Here is a 15,743-nt window from a genome sequence, read left to right as displayed (position 1 = left end):
CGTTTTAGAAAAAAATTATAAAGAATCCAGCGGACTTTTTATCCTGGACTTTGAAAGGTCTGTCACATGCGTGTAGATTTGGGTGGTTTTAATGGAATTATGCCCAAGGAGCTCCTGAATAAAGCGGATATCGGTTCCTGTTTCCATTAAGTGAGTGGCAAAACTGTGGCGCAATCCGTGAATACCGACTTTCTTGCGAATGCCTGCCTTTTCCATCGCCTTCCTAAATACCGCCTGCGCAGACCGTACAGAATATGCCTCGCCTTCTTTACCCTCGAAAAGGTAAACCTTTGGGCGGTAGCTCAGGTAATATTCCCGCAATTCGGGCAGTAAGCTTTGGGGAAGTACGGCGATGCGGTCTTTTTTACCTTTCCCCTGTTCGATGCGCACCAGCATTTCCGCACTGTCGATATCGGAAAGTTTTAACGCTACCACTTCACTCACACGGAGCCCCATGCCGTAACACACTTTCAGAACAAGTGAATGTTTGAGATTTAGTGTGGCAGCTATTATTTTCTTGATTTCAGCTTTGCTGAGCATTTTGGGAAGCAGCAGCTTTTTCTTTGGGCGCGGAATGTCGAAAAACATTTTTTGGCGGTGGAGCACTTGCTCAAAATAAAACTTTACGGCATTCATGCGGCTGTGGATTTCGCTTTCCGAGAGTTTCAGTTTTTCGTGGCAGTAGAGGAAATAAGACCGCAAACGTTCGGGAGAAAGCTCCTGCACGGGATAACTTTTTAGGATGTAGAGCAACTGTGCAAATTCTATGCTGTAAGTGCGTAAGGTATTTTGACTGTACCGCTTCAGCAGGAGATGTTCCTGGAAACGCTGGAACTCCGGCAAATTGACAAGGTGAATTTTGGAGAGTACTGCCTTGCCGGTTATTTTCTCGGGCAGCCCAAAAAGTTTGCGGTAGTGCCTGTTATCGGTAACATACCATTTTTTTTGTGAGGCGGACCACCGTGCTTTTGTGTGTTCGCGCAGAAAGGAAATGAGCTGCCGGTCTTTTTCAAACTGCACCCAAATAACGTTGGAGCCGTTGTGAGTTCCGGAGGAAAACTGAAATCTTTTGTCTGAAAAATCCATACCACCACTGCGTATTTTTTATATATTAAAAAAAGCTAAAATCAGATGGCGTTGGATGTTATCCGCCGCCAATAATTTAAAATACGCAATCCAAATATAGCTATAAAATATTAATATACAAATACTTAATAAAGATTCAAAAAAAATTACGATTTTATGATGCTTGATTCATAAATATTCATATATTTGAGTGTTAGGCGATATCCTATGAAAATAACAGTACAAATTCAAATTTTTGTTTTTTTTGTTTTAACTTCAACAGTTTTTGGACAAACAAAAAATGCACAAAATCTTTTAGGATTAAAAGAAAATATCCCAGTTGATAAATATAAATTTTATGAAATTTGCTGTAGAAATGAAACAACATTAATTAAACGAGGAATAAATCCTATTGAAAACGAATTGCGAATCTACACTAATGGGAATGAATCTAATGCTATTGCAATTGATTCTGGTAAAATTGTAAAAATACTTGATGAAAATAATACAAAAATAGTTCTACTAAAAAATGGGGAATTTATTTATGTTTATATGAATCTTATTGAAGTAAAAGTTCAAGAAAATGATAAAATCATTAAAAATCAAAAAATTGGAAAAATTGGAACTGAGAATGATAAAAAATATCTTGGATTTGAAGTTTGGAATAAAAATGAAAAATTGAATCCAATCGAATTTTTAAAAAATGGAAAATAAAGGACATCGCCTAATAGCTAAGTTTTCGTTGCGTGCGCAGCACGAACAATGAAAACCCTGTTGAACGGAACCTTCGGCAGCTTTTGGTTGGGTATTTTCCCACACTATGGGTTTATCGACAAAAGATTTTTAGAGATACAAGAGACTTTGAGAAGAGTCTCTTTTTTTGTGGGTGATTTTGGCGAGTTTTTCTTGGTTTTATCGTGCTTTCCTTCACGTTAGGTTAACATTTCCCTTACCCAAATCCGCTAAAATGCAGATTTAGGAGCAGGTAAATTTCGGCTCATCTCCAAAAACCAACTTGGCGGACCTCGTAGATCGAACGTGGCAATCGTCACAAGATTTCCATCTTTACAACACGTACATTTCGGCTGAAAAGCTTTTGGCGGAAGCTTTTCTTTGGGCTGGATGCCTAAATTTTGTTGTAGATTTTTAAGTTTGATACGCTTCCAGGTGCTGCTCAAAAAACCATAATGACGGATTTTTACAAATCTTTTCGGTAAAATATGCATCACAAAACGGCGGATAAACTCTTCATGGCTCAAAACCATCTGCTTTTTGATGCCTTTTTGGCGGTAATCTTTGTAAGAAAAAGTTACCGTTTCCGCGTCAATTTTCCTGATTCTCTGGTTGCTGATGGCGATTTTATGCGTGTATCTGCCCAAATATTCTACCACAGATTTTGGGCTTCCAAAAGGCTTTTTGGCGTAAACAACCCAAGACTTTTCCCACAGATTTTGCCTGATTTTGGTATACTCTTCAAAGTTTTTATCTTTTAATTTCTCACAAAATTTAGCCCTGAAAACTTTACTCAAAGCCTTTACCGGAAACAAAAATTTGCCGTCTGAACGTAGATTTTTCCAAGCTCCGCTTTCATCCACTCCACCGCCCGGAACAATGCAGTGCAAATGCGGATGAAGGCTCAGATTCTGCCCCCAAGTGTGCAAAACAGCAATCATTCCCATTTTTAAACCTCGATTTTCACCAAACGTTTGAAGCGTTTCCCAGGCAGATTCAAATAAAAAATCGTACAACATTTTGGGCTCGTGAAGCGCGGTTTTGTTCAATACATCAGGAAGCGTAAAAACCACGTGGAAATAAGGTACCGGAAGCAGTTCGGTTTCCCGATTTTCAATCCATTGCTCTCGGTTTTTGCTCTGACATTTTGGGCAATGACGGTTTCGGCAGGAGTTGTAACTGATGCTTACATTTCCACATTCATCACAAGCGTCAATATGACCACCCAAAGCAGAGGTACGGCATTTTTTCAACGCTGAAAGTGTTCGTAATTGCCAAGAATTAAGTCCTAAATCTTCCAATTTTGAACCTAATTTGTTTAAAACATCGGCGACTTCGTATTGAGGTTGAGATTGAGGTTGAACTGACTGTTTTTTTGAGGTTTTTAAACCGCTCATTTTTTCCCAAATTCTGAAAAAAGGGTATCGAGCGGTGAAAAGAGTTTTTGGGTTGAAAGCTGGGCAATTTGAAGATAAACCAGCGTGGTATCGATACTTTCGTGACCGAGAAGATTTTTGATGCTCAAAATATCCATCCCATCTTCCAGAAGATGCGTCGCAAAACTGTGCCGAAGCGTATGGACACTCACTTCTTTCAGGATATTTGCCGTTTTTGATGCCTGCTTTACCGCCCACTGAACGCCGCGCTGGGAGTAACGGGAATCGAAATCGCCACCAGCACGCCCTCCACGAGGTTCTCCAAAGAGATAATCTTCCGGTTTTTCCGCTTCGATATACTTTTTGAGCCCACGAATCAGATGTTCGGAAAGTGGTAAATAGCGGTCTTTTTTGCCTTTTCCCTGAACCACTTTGAGTTGTTTTCGACCAAAATCTAAGTCGCACAAACGGAGATTTCGAACTTCCATACAGCGCAATCCGCAGCCGTAAAGAATGCCGATCAAAATTTTATGTTTTAAAAGTTTACAGCCGGACAACATCTGCCAAACCTCCTGTTTACTAAGCACTACAGGCAGTTTTTTCTCTCTTTTAATTTCCGGAAGACTCAAATAATCATAGCTCAAACCTTCCGATTTAAGCAGAAATCGAAGTCCGTAAACGGTGTGTTTAAAATACGACTGTGAAGGTGATTTTGATTTTTTCTGAAGGTAAAAAAGGTAATCGTGAATTTGCTCGGGATCCAATTCTGTAGGAATTTTTCCGAAATGTAGCGACACCGCAGCGACGTGTCTGGAGTAATTTTGAAAGGTACTTTGGCTTCTTCCCAATACAGAAACCGTACGTTCAAACCTATGCAAAAGCTCCGCAAATCCCGGAACTTCGCGCTTTGCCTGATTGATGATCTTGTTTTCTCTAAGCTCTTCTACACTCTTTTTTTTGTTGCCATTTTACTGATTTTTAATTAGTTTTACAAAGTAACTAAATATAGCGCTGAGAAAGCTACCGAAGGTTTAGTTCAACATCGCATTGGCAAAATGGCGGTTTAAGGGAGAAATTGAAAGTTTCTCCTTTTTTAGTCGCAACAGCCTTTTATATTTCCTTTTTTCTTAAATTTAGAAAATAATAAAAGGCTGTTGCTTAGCTTAGTGCAAAATTGAAAGTTTTCGCTTTCTAATCCGCCACTATCGCCAATGCGCGGCCCGTTAGCAGCCATACAACGAACGCCGTTAAAATTCCGAACTTTGTAGAATGAAAATAGAAACTAAAATGGACACAGTAACACACGAGGCAAAAACATTTGAAAACATAAACTATTCCGAGAAAAAATTATCGGGCAGAGAGTTTCTAAACTGCGAGTTTAAGAACTGTAACTTTACAAAAAGTGATTTAAGCAATAATATTTTTGAGGACTGCTCTTTTAAAAGTTGCAACTTTTCACTGACAGTATTTCGCAACACAGGGTTAAGAACCATAAAATTTATTGGTTGCAAGCTAATGGGCATTGATTTTAGCGTAGTCAATAGTTTTTCATTTTCCGTAGCTTTTCAGGACAGCATTCTTGACTATTCTTCTTTTTTTCAGTGCAAAATGAAAAAGACAAATTTCACAGACTGTTCCTTAAAACAAGTGGACTTTAGCGAAACGGATTTATCAATGGCTGTTTTCAAAAACTGCGACTTGACATTAGCTTCCTTTGTGCGGACAAACCTTGAAAAAACGGACTTCCGCACAGCATTAAACTATTCGCTTGACCCTGAACAGAACAAAGTGAAAGGAGCTAAATTTTCGCATTTAGGACTTGTGGGATTGTTGTATAAATATAATCTTGACATTGAACAGTAACAAACAGAAAGATAGAAAATGTACGGCTGCTAACAGCGGTTTTGTGAAAGTGGGGTTTTAAGGCAAAATTTAAAGGTAATTTTATATATTTGACTTCAGTCCTAATGGAAAGGTTTGGGAACAAAAATCCCCACCTCCACAAAGCCGGCGGGACGTTATCTGCAAGCATATCCAAACCCATTTCATAGAAGGAATTTCACAAAAAAACTATCTAAGAATTTAAATTATAGTAATTTTATCTTAACAAAAAGTAATAACAAACAATGAAATATTTATATTTAGCATTAGCGATTGTTCTTGAAGTTTTAGGTTCAAGTTTTATGAAAGCATCTGACGGATTTTCAAAACTTTTACCCACGACAATAACAATAATAGCATATATTGCTTGCTTTTTCTTCCTTTCTCAAGCATTAAAATCAATACCTTTAGGAATTGCTTATGCGATTTGGGGAGGTTTAGGAATTGTCTTAACTGCATTGATTTCAGTAATTATCTTTAAACAATCTTTGGATTTAGCAGCAATTATTGGAATTATTTTGATTGTTGCAGGTGTTTTTGTTATGAACTTTTTCTCTAAATCTTCAACACACTAAAAAATGCCTGCAGATAATAACTAAGCTTTCGTTGGGCTTGAAAAGCCAACAATGAAAGCCCGTTGAACGGAAGCTCCGGTAGCTTTTTGCCAGCAGTTGGTAACCTTATGGAGTTATCGTTTTTAGAATTTAGAGATACAAAGCAGTTTTTCAGAAGGACTGCTTTTTTTGTGGCATTTGGTAGCCTTTATTGGTGGGTTTCAGCGGTTTTTCTTCGCTGCAAAACACAGTTTCCCTTACCCGCAAAGTTTATTTCGCAGAGAAAGTTTGGGTGACGAAAAGAAAATCCTGTGGCGGACCACGTTGCCCGAAAATGGCAATGACCACTAGCTTTCCTTTTTTGCAACAGCGGCATTTTCTGAGCATAGTCTGGGGAACAAAAACGCTCCGTTCCACTTTTAAACTTTCTTGCAAATCCTGGAGTTTTCCACGCTTCCAGCTGCTGCTTAAAATACCGTAATGGCGGATCCTTACAAATCTTTTCGGCAGGATATGCAGACTGAAGCGCCTGATAAACTCCACATTCGATAAAGTCATTTCTTTTTTCTCGCCGCCTTTGCGGTAATCTTTGTAGGCAAAACGAACTTCTTTATCTGTGACTTCCTTAATCCGGTGATTGCTGATGGCCACTTTGTGCGTGTATCTGCCTAAATATTCGATGACTTGCTTGGGGCCACCAAAAGGTCTTTTCGCATACACAACCCAGTTTTTGGAGAAAAGCCTTTCAGTCAAGTTTTGGTCACTCATACCATTAGCTCTCAATAAAGCCACAAACTTTGCCCGGAACACTTTGCTCATTGCTTTTACGGAGAAGAGATATTTATCCGTCCTTACTTTCTTTTTCCATTTTCCCTGTTTATTGATTCCACCGCTCGGAACAATGCAGTGCAGATGCGGATGCAGGCTCAGGTTCTGCCCCCAGGTGTGTAAAATGGCAATCATTCCCAGTTGGATTCCTTCGGTTTTGCCAAACTGGTTTAAAGTCGCCCACGCCGCTTCAAACAGGGTTTTGTAAGTGAGTGTGGGATTGGCAATGGCCAAACTGTTCAGCTCTTCAGGCAGCGTAAAAACCAGATGGTAATAACTGCACGGCAATAAATCCTGCTCCCGTTTTTGAATCCATTCTTCCTTTTTATGACCTTGACATTGCGGACAATGCCGGTTTCTACACGAGTTGTAACTGATGGAAAGATTTCCGCAACTATCACACGCATCAATATGTCCACCCAAAGCGGAAGTCCGGCAATACGACAAAGCCCGAAGTGTTTTTTCCTGATGAACCGTAAAATTCTGAGTTGATAAACTGACTGCGCGCAGAACGTCGGCTACACTTCTGCCCTTACTTCGGGCTTCCATTTTTGCGGCATAAAGCGAAAACGGTATCCAAAGGACTGTGCGGTTGCTGATCCGACAGCTGACAGACATGCAAATATTCCATGGTCGATTCAATTCTTTCATGGCCCAGAAGTTTTTGAACCATAATGATCGGAACGCCGTCTTCCAGCAGATGCGTGGCGTAGCTGTGCCGCAAAGTATGGGTGTGGACTTCTTTGGTGATTCCGGCTTTTTTTGAGATGGTTTTAATCACCCACTGCACGCCGCGCTGGCTGTAGCGGGAATCAAAATCAGGTTTTTGTAAAGCGCTTTGATCTGTTTTTAAATCAATCTCTTCAATATTTCTGTTTTGATTTCCATTGAATAAATACTGAACCGGATTTTCAATTTTGATAAAAGTTTTCAGGCCACGGATTAAATGCTCGGAAAGCGGAACATAACGGTCTTTCCGGCCTTTTCCCTGCACGATATGCAGCATTTTCCGGTCGAAGTCCATATGCTGAAGTTCAATATTCCGCACTTCCATGCAGCGCAGTCCGCAGCCGTAGATGAGCCCGATGAGCAGTTTGTGTTTCAGGAGTTCGGCGGCCTGAAGCATACGCCAGATCTCTTCCCGACTCAGGATCACAGGAAGTTTCTTGACTTTTGGAATGGCGGGAAGGTGGAGGTAGCTGTAGGGCAAACCTTCGGTCTTCAGCAGAAAGCGGAGTCCGTAAACGGTATGTTTGAAGTACGTTTGGGAAGGTGTTTTGGAGCGTTGCTGGAGTTCAAACAAGTAATCTTTCACCTGTTCAGGATCTAGTTCCGTAGGCAAAGTTCCGAAGTGCAGCGCGAGTGCCGCGACATGCCGGGAATAATTATCAAAGGTTCTGGGGCTCCTGCCCAGGATTGAAATATTTCTTTCAAAGCGTTGCAAGAGTTCGGCAAAACCGTTAACTTCGCTTGAGGCACGGTTCAGAATTTTGTTCGTTCTTAAATCCTCCGGAGATTTTTTTTTGTAGCCATAGTAAATGTTTTGATTGTTAAAAAAACAAAATTACTAAAACGGCGAATCGGAAAAGCTACCGGAGGTTTAGTTCAACAGTGTATTGGCAAAAAACGGGGTGAATACTGTCTTTGAGAACTCAGTTAGCAATATCCGCAAAAAATTTTTCCTTTTACTTTTTCTCGTATATTAGCAAAAGGAAAAAATTTTTGCTCAAAGTCGGTTTCCCTTTGAAATTGTGTGCAAAGTAGCCCGTTCTTCGCCAATACTTTTTCCGTTATGTGCCATTTTTGAATGACAATGCGAATAGATACAGACAAACAAATGAATTTACTTAGTGATAAGAACGTTGCAATAATTGGTGGTGGACCCGTTGGACTGACTATGGCAAAATTATTACAGCAAAACGGCATAGACGTTTCAGTTTACGAAAGAGACAACGACCGAGAGGCAAGAATTTTTGGTGGAACCCTTGACCTACACAAAGGTTCAGGTCAGGAAGCAATGAAAAAAGCGGGATTGTTACAAACTTATTATGACTTAGCCTTACCAATGGGTGTAAATATTGCTGATGAAAAAGGCAATATTTTATCCACAAAAAATGTAAAGCCCGAAAATCGATTTGACAATCCTGAAATAAACAGAAATGACTTAAGGGCTATCTTGTTGAATAGTTTAGAAAACGACACGGTTATTTGGGATAGAAAACTTGTTATGCTTGAACCTGGTAAGAAGAAGTGGACACTAACTTTTGAGAATAAACCGAGTGAAACAGCAGATTTGGTTATTCTTGCCAATGGCGGGATGTCCAAGGTAAGAAAATTTGTTACCGACACGGAAGTTGAAGAAACAGGTACTTTCAATATACAAGCCGATATTCATCAACCAGAGATAAACTGTCCTGGATTTTTTCAGCTATGCAATGGAAACCGGCTAATGGCATCTCACCAAGGTAATTTATTATTTGCTAACCCCAATAATAATGGTGCATTGCATTTTGGAATAAGTTTTAAAACACCTGATGAATGGAAAAACCAAACGCAGGTAGATTTTCAAAACAGAAATAGTGTCGTTGATTTTCTTCTGAAAGAATTTTCCGATTGGGACGAACGCTACAAAGAATTGATTCATACGACGTTGTCATTTGTAGGATTGGCTACACGGATATTTCCTTTAGAAAAGCCTTGGAAAAGCAAGCGCCCATTACCCATAACAATGATTGGGGATGCCGCACATTTGATGCCGCCTTTTGCAGGGCAGGGAGTAAATAGTGGGTTGGTGGATGCCTTGATATTGTCTGATAATCTAGCCGATGGAAAATTTAATAGCATTGAAGAGGCTGTTAAAAATTATGAACAGCAAATGTTTATCTATGGCAAAGAAGCACAAGAAGAATCAACTCAAAACGAAATTGAAATGTTTAAACCCGACTTTACGTTTCAGCAATTGTTAAATGTATAAAATGGAATAAAACGGCACATAAAGGGTTGGTTAAGCGAAATTTTCCGTATATTCGTTTCGTTAAAACAGATGTTAGCGGGCATTGTGAAAGATACCAGCATAACAGTTAAACATTGATAAATGAAAAAAAAACTACTTTGGATATTAATTTTAGGACTGATAATAATCAGTTGCAAACAAAGGAAAACAGAAATGAAAGAGAAAATAATTAAAACAAACGGCATTGAACTCTGTACGGAAAGTTTTGGAAATAAGAAAAATCCAGCAATCCTTTTGGTAGCAGGTGCAACCGTATCAATGCTGTATTGGGACACTGAATTTTGCCAACAATTATCTGAAAAAGGATTTTTTGTTATTCGTTACGACAACAGAGATGTAGGAAAATCCACTAATTATGAACCAGGTTCTACTCCATACGATATTGTTGACTTAACTAATGACGCTATTTCAATATTGGATGGCTACAAGATTGACAAAGCACATTTTGTGGGGATTTCTTTGGGCGGACTAATTTCTCAAATAGCATCAATAAAGTTTGCCGACAGAGTTAACTCCTTAACTCTTATGTCATCAGGCCCTTGGGGAGACTCAGACCCAACTATACCTGAAATGGACACGAGTATTTTAGATTTCCATAGTAAAGCAGGTACAGTCAATTGGACAAATGAAGACAGTGTGGTAAACTATTTAATTCAGGGTGCAGAATTAATGAGTGGCAAGAAACAATTTGACAAACAAAGAAGTGAAAAACTGATAAGAGCTGAGTTCAATAGAGCCAACAATTATATAAGTATGTTCAATCACGCTGCATTGCAAGGTGGTGAAGAATATTGGAACAGATTAAACGAAATCAAACAACCCACCTTAATTATCCACGGAACAGACGACAAAATTTGGCATTATAAGAATGCAGGTTTTTTACAAGAAAAAATAAAAGGTTCAAATCTAATCACCCTTGAAGGTACAGGACACGAATTACACGTTGATGATTGGAAATCAATTATTGATGGAATAGAAAAACACATAAATGACTGATAAACAAAAACAACGCCCCGCGTGGGCCTATACGCTGCCGGCAGCACTGCTGCTGATGGCTCCTTTCGACATCCTCGCTTCACTGGCGATGGATATTTATCTCCCTGTCGTTCCAGCGATGCCCGGCATCCTGAACACGACGCCCGCTATGATCCAACTCACGTTGAGCCTCTATATGGTGATGCTCGGCGTGGGCCAGGTGATTTTTGGTCCGCTCTCAGACAGAATCGGGCGACGGCCAATTCTACTTGCGGGCGCAACGGCTTTCGTCATTGCGTCTCTGGGAGCAGCTTGGTCTTCAACTGCACCGGCCTTTGTCGCTTTCCGTCTACTTCAAGCAGTGGGCGCGTCGGCCATGCTGGTGGCGACGTTCGCGACGGTTCGCGACGTTTATGCCAACCGTCCTGAGGGTGTCGTCATCTACGGCCTTTTCAGTTCGATGCTGGCGTTCGTGCCTGCGCTCGGCCCTATCGCCGGAGCATTGATCGGCGAGTTCTTGGGATGGCAGGCGATATTCATTACTTTGGCTATACTGGCGATGCTCGCACTCCTAAATGCGGGTTTCAGGTGGCACGAAACCCGCCCTCTGGATCAAGTCAAGACGCGCCGATCTGTCTTGCCGATCTTCGCGAGTCCGGCTTTTTGGGTTTACACTGTCGGCTTTAGCGCCGGTATGGGCACCTTCTTCGTCTTCTTCTCGACGGCTCCCCGTGTGCTCATAGGCCAAGCGGAATATTCCGAGATCGGATTCAGCTTTGCCTTCGCCACTGTCGGGCTTGTAATGATCGTGACAACCCGTTTCGCGAAGTCCTTTGTCGCCAGATGGGGCATCGCAGGATGCGTGGCGCGTGGGATGGCGTTGCTTGTTTGCGGAGCGGTCCTGTTGGGGATCGGCGAACTTTACGGCTCGCCGTCATTCCTCACCTTCATCCTACCGATGTGGGTTGTCGCGGTCGGTATTGTCTTCACGGTGTCCGTTACCGCGAACGGCGCTTTGGCAGAGTTCGACGACATCGCGGGATCAGCGGTCGCGTTCTACTTCTGCGTTCAAAGCCTGATAGTCAGCATTGTCGGGACATTGGCGGTGGCACTTTTAAACGGTGACACAGCGTGGCCCGTGATCTGTTACGCCACGGCGATGGCGGTACTGGTTTCGTTGGGGCTGGTGCTCCTTCGGCTCCGTGGGGCTGCCACCGAGAAGTCGCCAGTCGTCTAACCGACGACTGGTAGCAGGCCCGCTCCGATGCGGCGCACTAACCATCGAAACCTCGTGAATGTCGGTATCCTGTCTGGCAGGATACCGCTCATTTCCCTTGTTCAGTTCATCGCCGTCGCCGAGCATCTGAATTTTCGGCATGCGGCCAAGGCACTTGGTATCAGCCAGTCGAGCGTCAGCGCGCGTGTGAAAGCGCTGGAGGATAACCTTGGTGTCCTGCTATTTGAGCGCCATGCGCGGGGCGTTCGGCTAACAGACGCAGGCAGGCACTTCATGGAGCGTGTCACGGCGGGTGTCGATCAACTCGATCACGCAGTGAAGACCGCGGAGTGACGGGCACTGGCTGGCAATGTCTAGCAACGGCAGGCATTTCGGCTGAGGGTAAAAGAACTTTCCGCTAAGCGATAGACTGTATGTAAACACAGTATTGCAAGGACGCGGAACATGCCTCATGTGGCGGCCAGGACGGCCAGCCGGGATCGGGATACTGGTCGTTACCAGAGCCACCGACCCGAGCAAACCCTTCTCTATCAGATCGTTGACGAGTATTACCCGGCATTCGCTGCGCTTATGGCAGAGCAGGGAAAGGAATTGCCGGGCTATGTGCAACGGGAATTTGAAGAATTTCTCCAATGCGGGCGGCTGGAGCATGGCTTTCTACGGGTTCGCTGCGAGTCTTGCCACGCCGAGCACCTGGTCGCTTTCAGCTGTAAGCGTCGCGGTTTCTGCCCGAGCTGTGGGGCGCGGCGGATGGCCGAAAGTGCCGCCTTGCTGGTTGATGAAGTACTGCCTGAACAACCCATGCGTCAGTGGGTGTTGAGCTTCCCGTTTCAGCTGCGTTTCCTGTTTGCCAGCCGGCCCGAGATCATGGGGTGGGTGCTGGGCATCGTTTACCGCGTCATTGCCACGCACCTGGTCAAGAAAGCGGGCCATACCCACCAAGTGGCCAAGACGGGCGCGGTCACCCTGATCCAGCGTTTTGGATCGGCGCTCAATCTGAATGTTCACTTCCACATGCTGTTTCTCGACGGTGTGTATGTCGAGCAATCCCACGGCTCAGCGCGTTTCCGCTGGGTCAAGGCGCCGACCAGCCCAGAGCTCACCCAGCTGACGCACACCATCGCCCACCGGGTGGGTCGCTATCTGGAACGGCAAGGCCTGCTGGAACGGGATGTCGAAAACAGCTATCTGGCCTCGGATGCGGTGGATGACGACCCGATGACACCCCTGCTGGGGCACTCGATCACTTACCGTATCGCTGTCGGTTCACAGGCGGGGCGAAAGGTGTTCACTTTGCAAACTCTGCCGACCAGTGGTGATCCGTTCGGTGACGGGATTGGCAAGGTAGCCGGGTCCAGCCTGCACGCCGGCGTGGCGGCCAGGGCCGATGAACGCAAGAAGCTCGAACGGCTGTGCCGGTACATCAGCCGCCCGGCGGTATCCGAGAAGCGGCTGTCGTTAACACGAGGCGGCAACGTGCGCTACCAGCTCAAGACGCCGTACCGGGACGGCACCACGCACGTCATTTTCGAACCATTGGATTTCATTGCAAGGCTGGCCGCCCTGGTACCGAAGCCCAGAGTCAACCTAACCCGCTTCCACGGGGTGTTCGCACCCAACAGTCGGCACCGGGCGTTGGTCACGCCGGCAAAACGGGGCAGGGGCAACAAGGTCAGGGTGGCTGATGAACCGGCAACACCAGCACAACGGCGAGCGTCGATGACATGGGCGCAACGGCTCAAGCGTGTTTTCAATATCGACATCGAGACCTGCAGCGGCTGCGGCGGCGCCATGAAAGTCATCGCCTGCATTGAAGACCCTATAGTGATCAAGCAGATCCTTGATCACCTGAAGCACAAAGCCGAAACCAGCGGGACCAGGGCGTTACCCGAAAGCCGGGCGCCACCGGCTGAGCTGCTCCTGGGTCTGTTTGACTGACGAGCCTGAAGGCCAACGATACCAATCAAAATGCTGCGTTCACAGCGCCGCGGCAGGGATCCGCCGTGCTGGTTGTCGGAAAAGGAGCCGCTAGTGGGAAAGAGGAGGGTAAATTTTCAGCGTTGCTGGCTCCCCGTCAGCCGGATTGGGTTGCATCGCAGGGGTGTCGAAAGAGTCAACTGCGGTCCAAAGCTGTTGGACTTGGGTGAAAAGGGCGTTTATTCTTCCTATACGTTGTTCAGAATAACATTGTTCCGCCAACAATCAATTCGGTAGATATTGAACCTGAATATAGGGATATATTTAACTTGACGTTACACCAATCACAACAACGGCAAGTGAATTACGCAATGAGTAATACTTTTGGTTTTGGCGGACACATTGCCACAAGTATTTTTAAAAAATATGCTGAATAGAGAGTAGGTGCTAACTTCGGTTTGCTCGTGTTGGCGCTAAATCGAAAGTTCAAGTATCCCAACATGTTCCTTCGTATAGAAGTTAAAAGTTGGCAATTATCGTAGAACAACCTACAGACAACACCAATATGTAACCGATAAATAATTACAAAATATGACCGACAGAGTAAACATCATCAATAACTACATCGATGGATACAACCAATTTGATATCAAAAAAATGGTTGCAGACCTTGACGATAATATTGTTTTTGAAAACATTCAAAATAATGATATAAGTTTATCGCTGAAAGGGTTAACAGCGTTTAAACAACAGGCAGAAACAGCAAAAACATACTTTGCAAAGAGAACACAGACAGTTAAATCGTTTAGGCATTTTGACAACAGCACTGAAATAGAAATTGATTATACAGCAATTTTAGCAATTGACTTTCCGAACGGCTTAAAAAAAGGGCAAAAGCTAAAGTTATCAGGAAAATCCGTGTTTGAATTTAAAAAAAACAAAGTGATTAAATTGACAGACATTAGTTGACATTAAAACCAGCGAACAAGAATATGACTTTACTAAAACATAAAAAAATTACAATAATTGGTGCCGGGCCTGTTGGATTAACAATGGCGAGATTGTTACAGCAAAACGGCGTGGACATTACAGTTTACGAGAGAGACAAAGACCAAGATGCAAGGATTTTTGGTGGGACACTTGATCTGCACAGGGATTCGGGACAGGAAGCAATGAAAAGAGCGGGATTGTTACAAACTTATTATGACTTAGCTTTACCAATGGGTGTAAATATTGTTGATGAAAAGGGCAATATTTTAACCACAAAAAATGTAAGACCCGAAAATCGTTTTGACAATCCTGAAATAAACAGAAATGACTTAAGGACTATCCTATTAAATAGTTTACAAAATGATACCGTCATTTGGGATAGAAAACTTGTTACCCTTGAACCTGATAAGGAGAAGTGGATACTAACTTTTGAGGATAAATCGAGTGAAACAGCAGATCTGGTTATTATTGCCAATGGTGGAATGTCTAAAGTAAGAAAATTTGTTACCGACACGGAAGTTGAAGAAACAGGTACTTTCAATATACAAGCCGATATTCATCAACCGGAGGTGAACTGTCCTGGATTTTTTCAGCTTTGCAATGGAAACCGGCTAATGGCTGCTCATCAAGGTAATTTATTATTTGCGAATCCTAATAATAATGGTGCATTGCATTTTGGAATAAGTTTTAAAACACCTGATGAATGGAAAAGCAAAACGCGGGTAGATTTTCAAGACAGAAATAGTGTCGTTGATTTTCTCCTGAAAAAATTTTCCGATTGGGACGAACGCTACAAAGAACTGATTCGTTTGACATCATCTTTTGTAGGGTTAGCGACACGAATATTTCCCTTAGATAAGTCTTGGAAAAGTAAGCGTCCATTACCCATAACGATGATTGGAGATGCTGCTCATTTGATGCCTCCTTTTGCAGGACAAGGCGTAAACAGTGGGTTGATGGATGCCTTGATATTGTCGGATAATCTGACCAATGGGAAATTTAACAGCATTGAAGAGGCTATTGAAAATTATGAACAGCAAATGTTTGCTTATGGCAAAGAAGCACAAGAAGAATCAACTCAAAACGAAATTGAAATGTTTAAACCCGACTTTACGTTTCAGCAATTGTTAAATGTATAAAATGGAATAAAACGGCACATAACAAACAAATTGGCA

Annotated in this window: 15 protein-coding genes; 10 read left to right on the top strand and 5 right to left on the bottom strand. The window is 43.1% G+C overall.

Annotated elements, in window-relative coordinates; translation table 11 throughout:
- Positions 1 to 15 precede the first annotated feature (15 nt).
- On the bottom strand, positions 16 to 1,086 hold the full coding sequence (locus MTP09_RS11355) for a tyrosine-type recombinase/integrase (RefSeq protein ID WP_024567409.1): 1,071 nt from the start codon (positions 1,084 to 1,086) through the stop codon (positions 16 to 18).
- A gap of 207 nt (positions 1,087 to 1,293) precedes the next feature.
- Here MTP09_RS11355 and MTP09_RS11350 point away from each other — a divergent pair, with 207 nt between their 5' ends.
- Complete coding sequence (locus MTP09_RS11350) at positions 1,294 to 1,779, top strand: M23 family metallopeptidase (protein WP_243548494.1); 486 nt, start codon at positions 1,294 to 1,296, stop codon at positions 1,777 to 1,779.
- Between the two features lie 248 nt (positions 1,780 to 2,027).
- On the opposite strand, the gene MTP09_RS11345 is transcribed toward MTP09_RS11350, so the two are convergent.
- Positions 2,028 to 3,194 (bottom strand): IS91 family transposase, encoded by a 1,167-nt coding sequence (locus MTP09_RS11345; protein WP_024564049.1) that lies wholly within the window; start codon positions 3,192 to 3,194, stop codon positions 2,028 to 2,030.
- Positions 3,191 to 3,970, bottom strand: coding sequence for a tyrosine-type recombinase/integrase (locus MTP09_RS11340; RefSeq protein WP_035572951.1), 780 nt, complete (start codon positions 3,968 to 3,970; stop codon positions 3,191 to 3,193). The genes MTP09_RS11345 and MTP09_RS11340 overlap by 4 nt, the downstream gene beginning before the upstream one ends.
- A gap of 472 nt (positions 3,971 to 4,442) precedes the next feature.
- Between MTP09_RS11340 and MTP09_RS11335 the strand changes: the two genes are divergently transcribed.
- Together MTP09_RS11335 and MTP09_RS11330 are read left to right on the top strand one after the other, a co-directional pair.
- The gene (locus MTP09_RS11335) at positions 4,443 to 5,036 is read left to right on the top strand and encodes a pentapeptide repeat-containing protein (RefSeq protein ID WP_243548493.1); all 594 of its coding nucleotides are present in this window, start codon (positions 4,443 to 4,445) and stop codon (positions 5,034 to 5,036) included.
- Between the two features lie 263 nt (positions 5,037 to 5,299).
- Complete coding sequence (locus MTP09_RS11330) at positions 5,300 to 5,629, top strand: DMT family transporter (RefSeq protein ID WP_035590939.1); 330 nt, start codon at positions 5,300 to 5,302, stop codon at positions 5,627 to 5,629.
- Between the two features lie 249 nt (positions 5,630 to 5,878).
- Here the strand turns inward: MTP09_RS11330 and MTP09_RS11325 are convergent, their stop codons facing one another.
- Together MTP09_RS11325 and MTP09_RS11320 are read right to left on the bottom strand one after the other, a co-directional pair.
- Positions 5,879 to 6,985: an IS91 family transposase gene (locus tag MTP09_RS11325; RefSeq protein WP_243548492.1), complete on the bottom strand. Its 1,107-nt coding sequence runs from the start codon at positions 6,983 to 6,985 to the stop codon at positions 5,879 to 5,881.
- Entirely contained in the window at positions 6,969 to 7,880 is a 912-nt protein-coding gene (locus MTP09_RS11320) for a tyrosine-type recombinase/integrase (protein ID WP_243548491.1), read from the bottom strand. Before MTP09_RS11320 ends, MTP09_RS11325 begins: the two co-directional genes overlap by 17 nt.
- A gap of 363 nt (positions 7,881 to 8,243) precedes the next feature.
- Between MTP09_RS11320 and MTP09_RS11315 the strand changes: the two genes are divergently transcribed.
- From MTP09_RS11315 to tet(X), 7 genes are all read left to right on the top strand, one after another.
- The gene (locus MTP09_RS11315) at positions 8,244 to 9,410 is read left to right on the top strand and encodes a tetracycline-inactivating monooxygenase Tet(X2) (protein ID WP_008651082.1); all 1,167 of its coding nucleotides are present in this window, start codon (positions 8,244 to 8,246) and stop codon (positions 9,408 to 9,410) included.
- A gap of 120 nt (positions 9,411 to 9,530) precedes the next feature.
- On the top strand, positions 9,531 to 10,445 hold the full coding sequence (estT, locus tag MTP09_RS11310) for a macrolide hydrolase EstT (RefSeq protein WP_005842214.1): 915 nt from the start codon (positions 9,531 to 9,533) through the stop codon (positions 10,443 to 10,445).
- On the top strand, positions 10,438 to 11,661 hold the full coding sequence (gene floR / locus MTP09_RS11305; RefSeq protein ID WP_243548490.1) for a chloramphenicol/florfenicol efflux MFS transporter FloR: 1,224 nt from the start codon (positions 10,438 to 10,440) through the stop codon (positions 11,659 to 11,661). Before estT ends, floR begins: the two co-directional genes overlap by 8 nt.
- Positions 11,662 to 11,715: 54 nt before the next feature.
- The gene (locus tag MTP09_RS11300; protein WP_001100557.1) at positions 11,716 to 11,994 is read left to right on the top strand and encodes a LysR family transcriptional regulator; all 279 of its coding nucleotides are present in this window, start codon (positions 11,716 to 11,718) and stop codon (positions 11,992 to 11,994) included.
- A 111-nt stretch (positions 11,995 to 12,105) separates the two neighbouring features.
- Positions 12,106 to 13,599 carry an IS91-like element ISCR2 family transposase gene (locus tag MTP09_RS11295; protein ID WP_001120888.1) on the top strand — a complete coding sequence of 498 codons (1,494 nt, stop codon included), beginning with the start codon at positions 12,106 to 12,108 and terminating at the stop codon, positions 13,597 to 13,599.
- Positions 13,600 to 14,169: 570 nt separating this feature from the next.
- Complete coding sequence (locus MTP09_RS11290; RefSeq protein ID WP_044502095.1) at positions 14,170 to 14,547, top strand: hypothetical protein; 378 nt, start codon at positions 14,170 to 14,172, stop codon at positions 14,545 to 14,547.
- Positions 14,548 to 14,570: 23 nt separating this feature from the next.
- Positions 14,571 to 15,707, top strand: a complete 1,137-nt coding sequence (tet(X), locus tag MTP09_RS11285) for a tetracycline-inactivating monooxygenase Tet(X) (protein ID WP_396022221.1) — start codon at positions 14,571 to 14,573, stop codon at positions 15,705 to 15,707.
- Positions 15,708 to 15,743: the final 36 nt, after the last annotated feature.

Origin of the sequence: Chryseobacterium suipulveris, from assembly GCF_022811685.1 — a bacterium.
In the GTDB taxonomy this organism is placed as follows: domain Bacteria; phylum Bacteroidota; class Bacteroidia; order Flavobacteriales; family Weeksellaceae; genus Kaistella; species Kaistella suipulveris.
The sequence above is the reverse complement of the archived record's forward strand: the minus strand, read 5'-3'. Positions and strand labels throughout refer to the sequence as shown.

What these genes read in the sequence shown, in the direction of transcription:
- MTP09_RS11355 (WP_024567409.1), bottom strand. Translation starts at nt 1,086, where the DNA reads ATGGATTTTTCAGACAAAAGATTTCAGTTTTCCTCCGGAACTCACAAC.
- MTP09_RS11350 (WP_243548494.1), top strand. Translation starts at nt 1,294, where the DNA reads ATGAAAATAACAGTACAAATTCAAATTTTTGTTTTTTTTGTTTTAACT.
- MTP09_RS11345 (WP_024564049.1), bottom strand. Translation starts at nt 3,194, where the DNA reads ATGAGCGGTTTAAAAACCTCAAAAAAACAGTCAGTTCAACCTCAATCT.
- MTP09_RS11335 (WP_243548493.1), top strand. Translation starts at nt 4,443, where the DNA reads ATGAAAATAGAAACTAAAATGGACACAGTAACACACGAGGCAAAAACA.
- MTP09_RS11330 (WP_035590939.1), top strand. Translation starts at nt 5,300, where the DNA reads ATGAAATATTTATATTTAGCATTAGCGATTGTTCTTGAAGTTTTAGGT.
- MTP09_RS11325 (WP_243548492.1), bottom strand. Translation starts at nt 6,985, where the DNA reads ATGGAAGCCCGAAGTAAGGGCAGAAGTGTAGCCGACGTTCTGCGCGCA.
- MTP09_RS11315 (WP_008651082.1), top strand. Translation starts at nt 8,244, where the DNA reads ATGACAATGCGAATAGATACAGACAAACAAATGAATTTACTTAGTGAT.
- estT (WP_005842214.1), top strand. Translation starts at nt 9,531, where the DNA reads ATGAAAAAAAAACTACTTTGGATATTAATTTTAGGACTGATAATAATC.
- floR (WP_243548490.1), top strand. Translation starts at nt 10,438, where the DNA reads ATGACTGATAAACAAAAACAACGCCCCGCGTGGGCCTATACGCTGCCG.
- MTP09_RS11295 (WP_001120888.1), top strand. Translation starts at nt 12,106, where the DNA reads ATGCCTCATGTGGCGGCCAGGACGGCCAGCCGGGATCGGGATACTGGT.
- MTP09_RS11290 (WP_044502095.1), top strand. Translation starts at nt 14,170, where the DNA reads ATGACCGACAGAGTAAACATCATCAATAACTACATCGATGGATACAAC.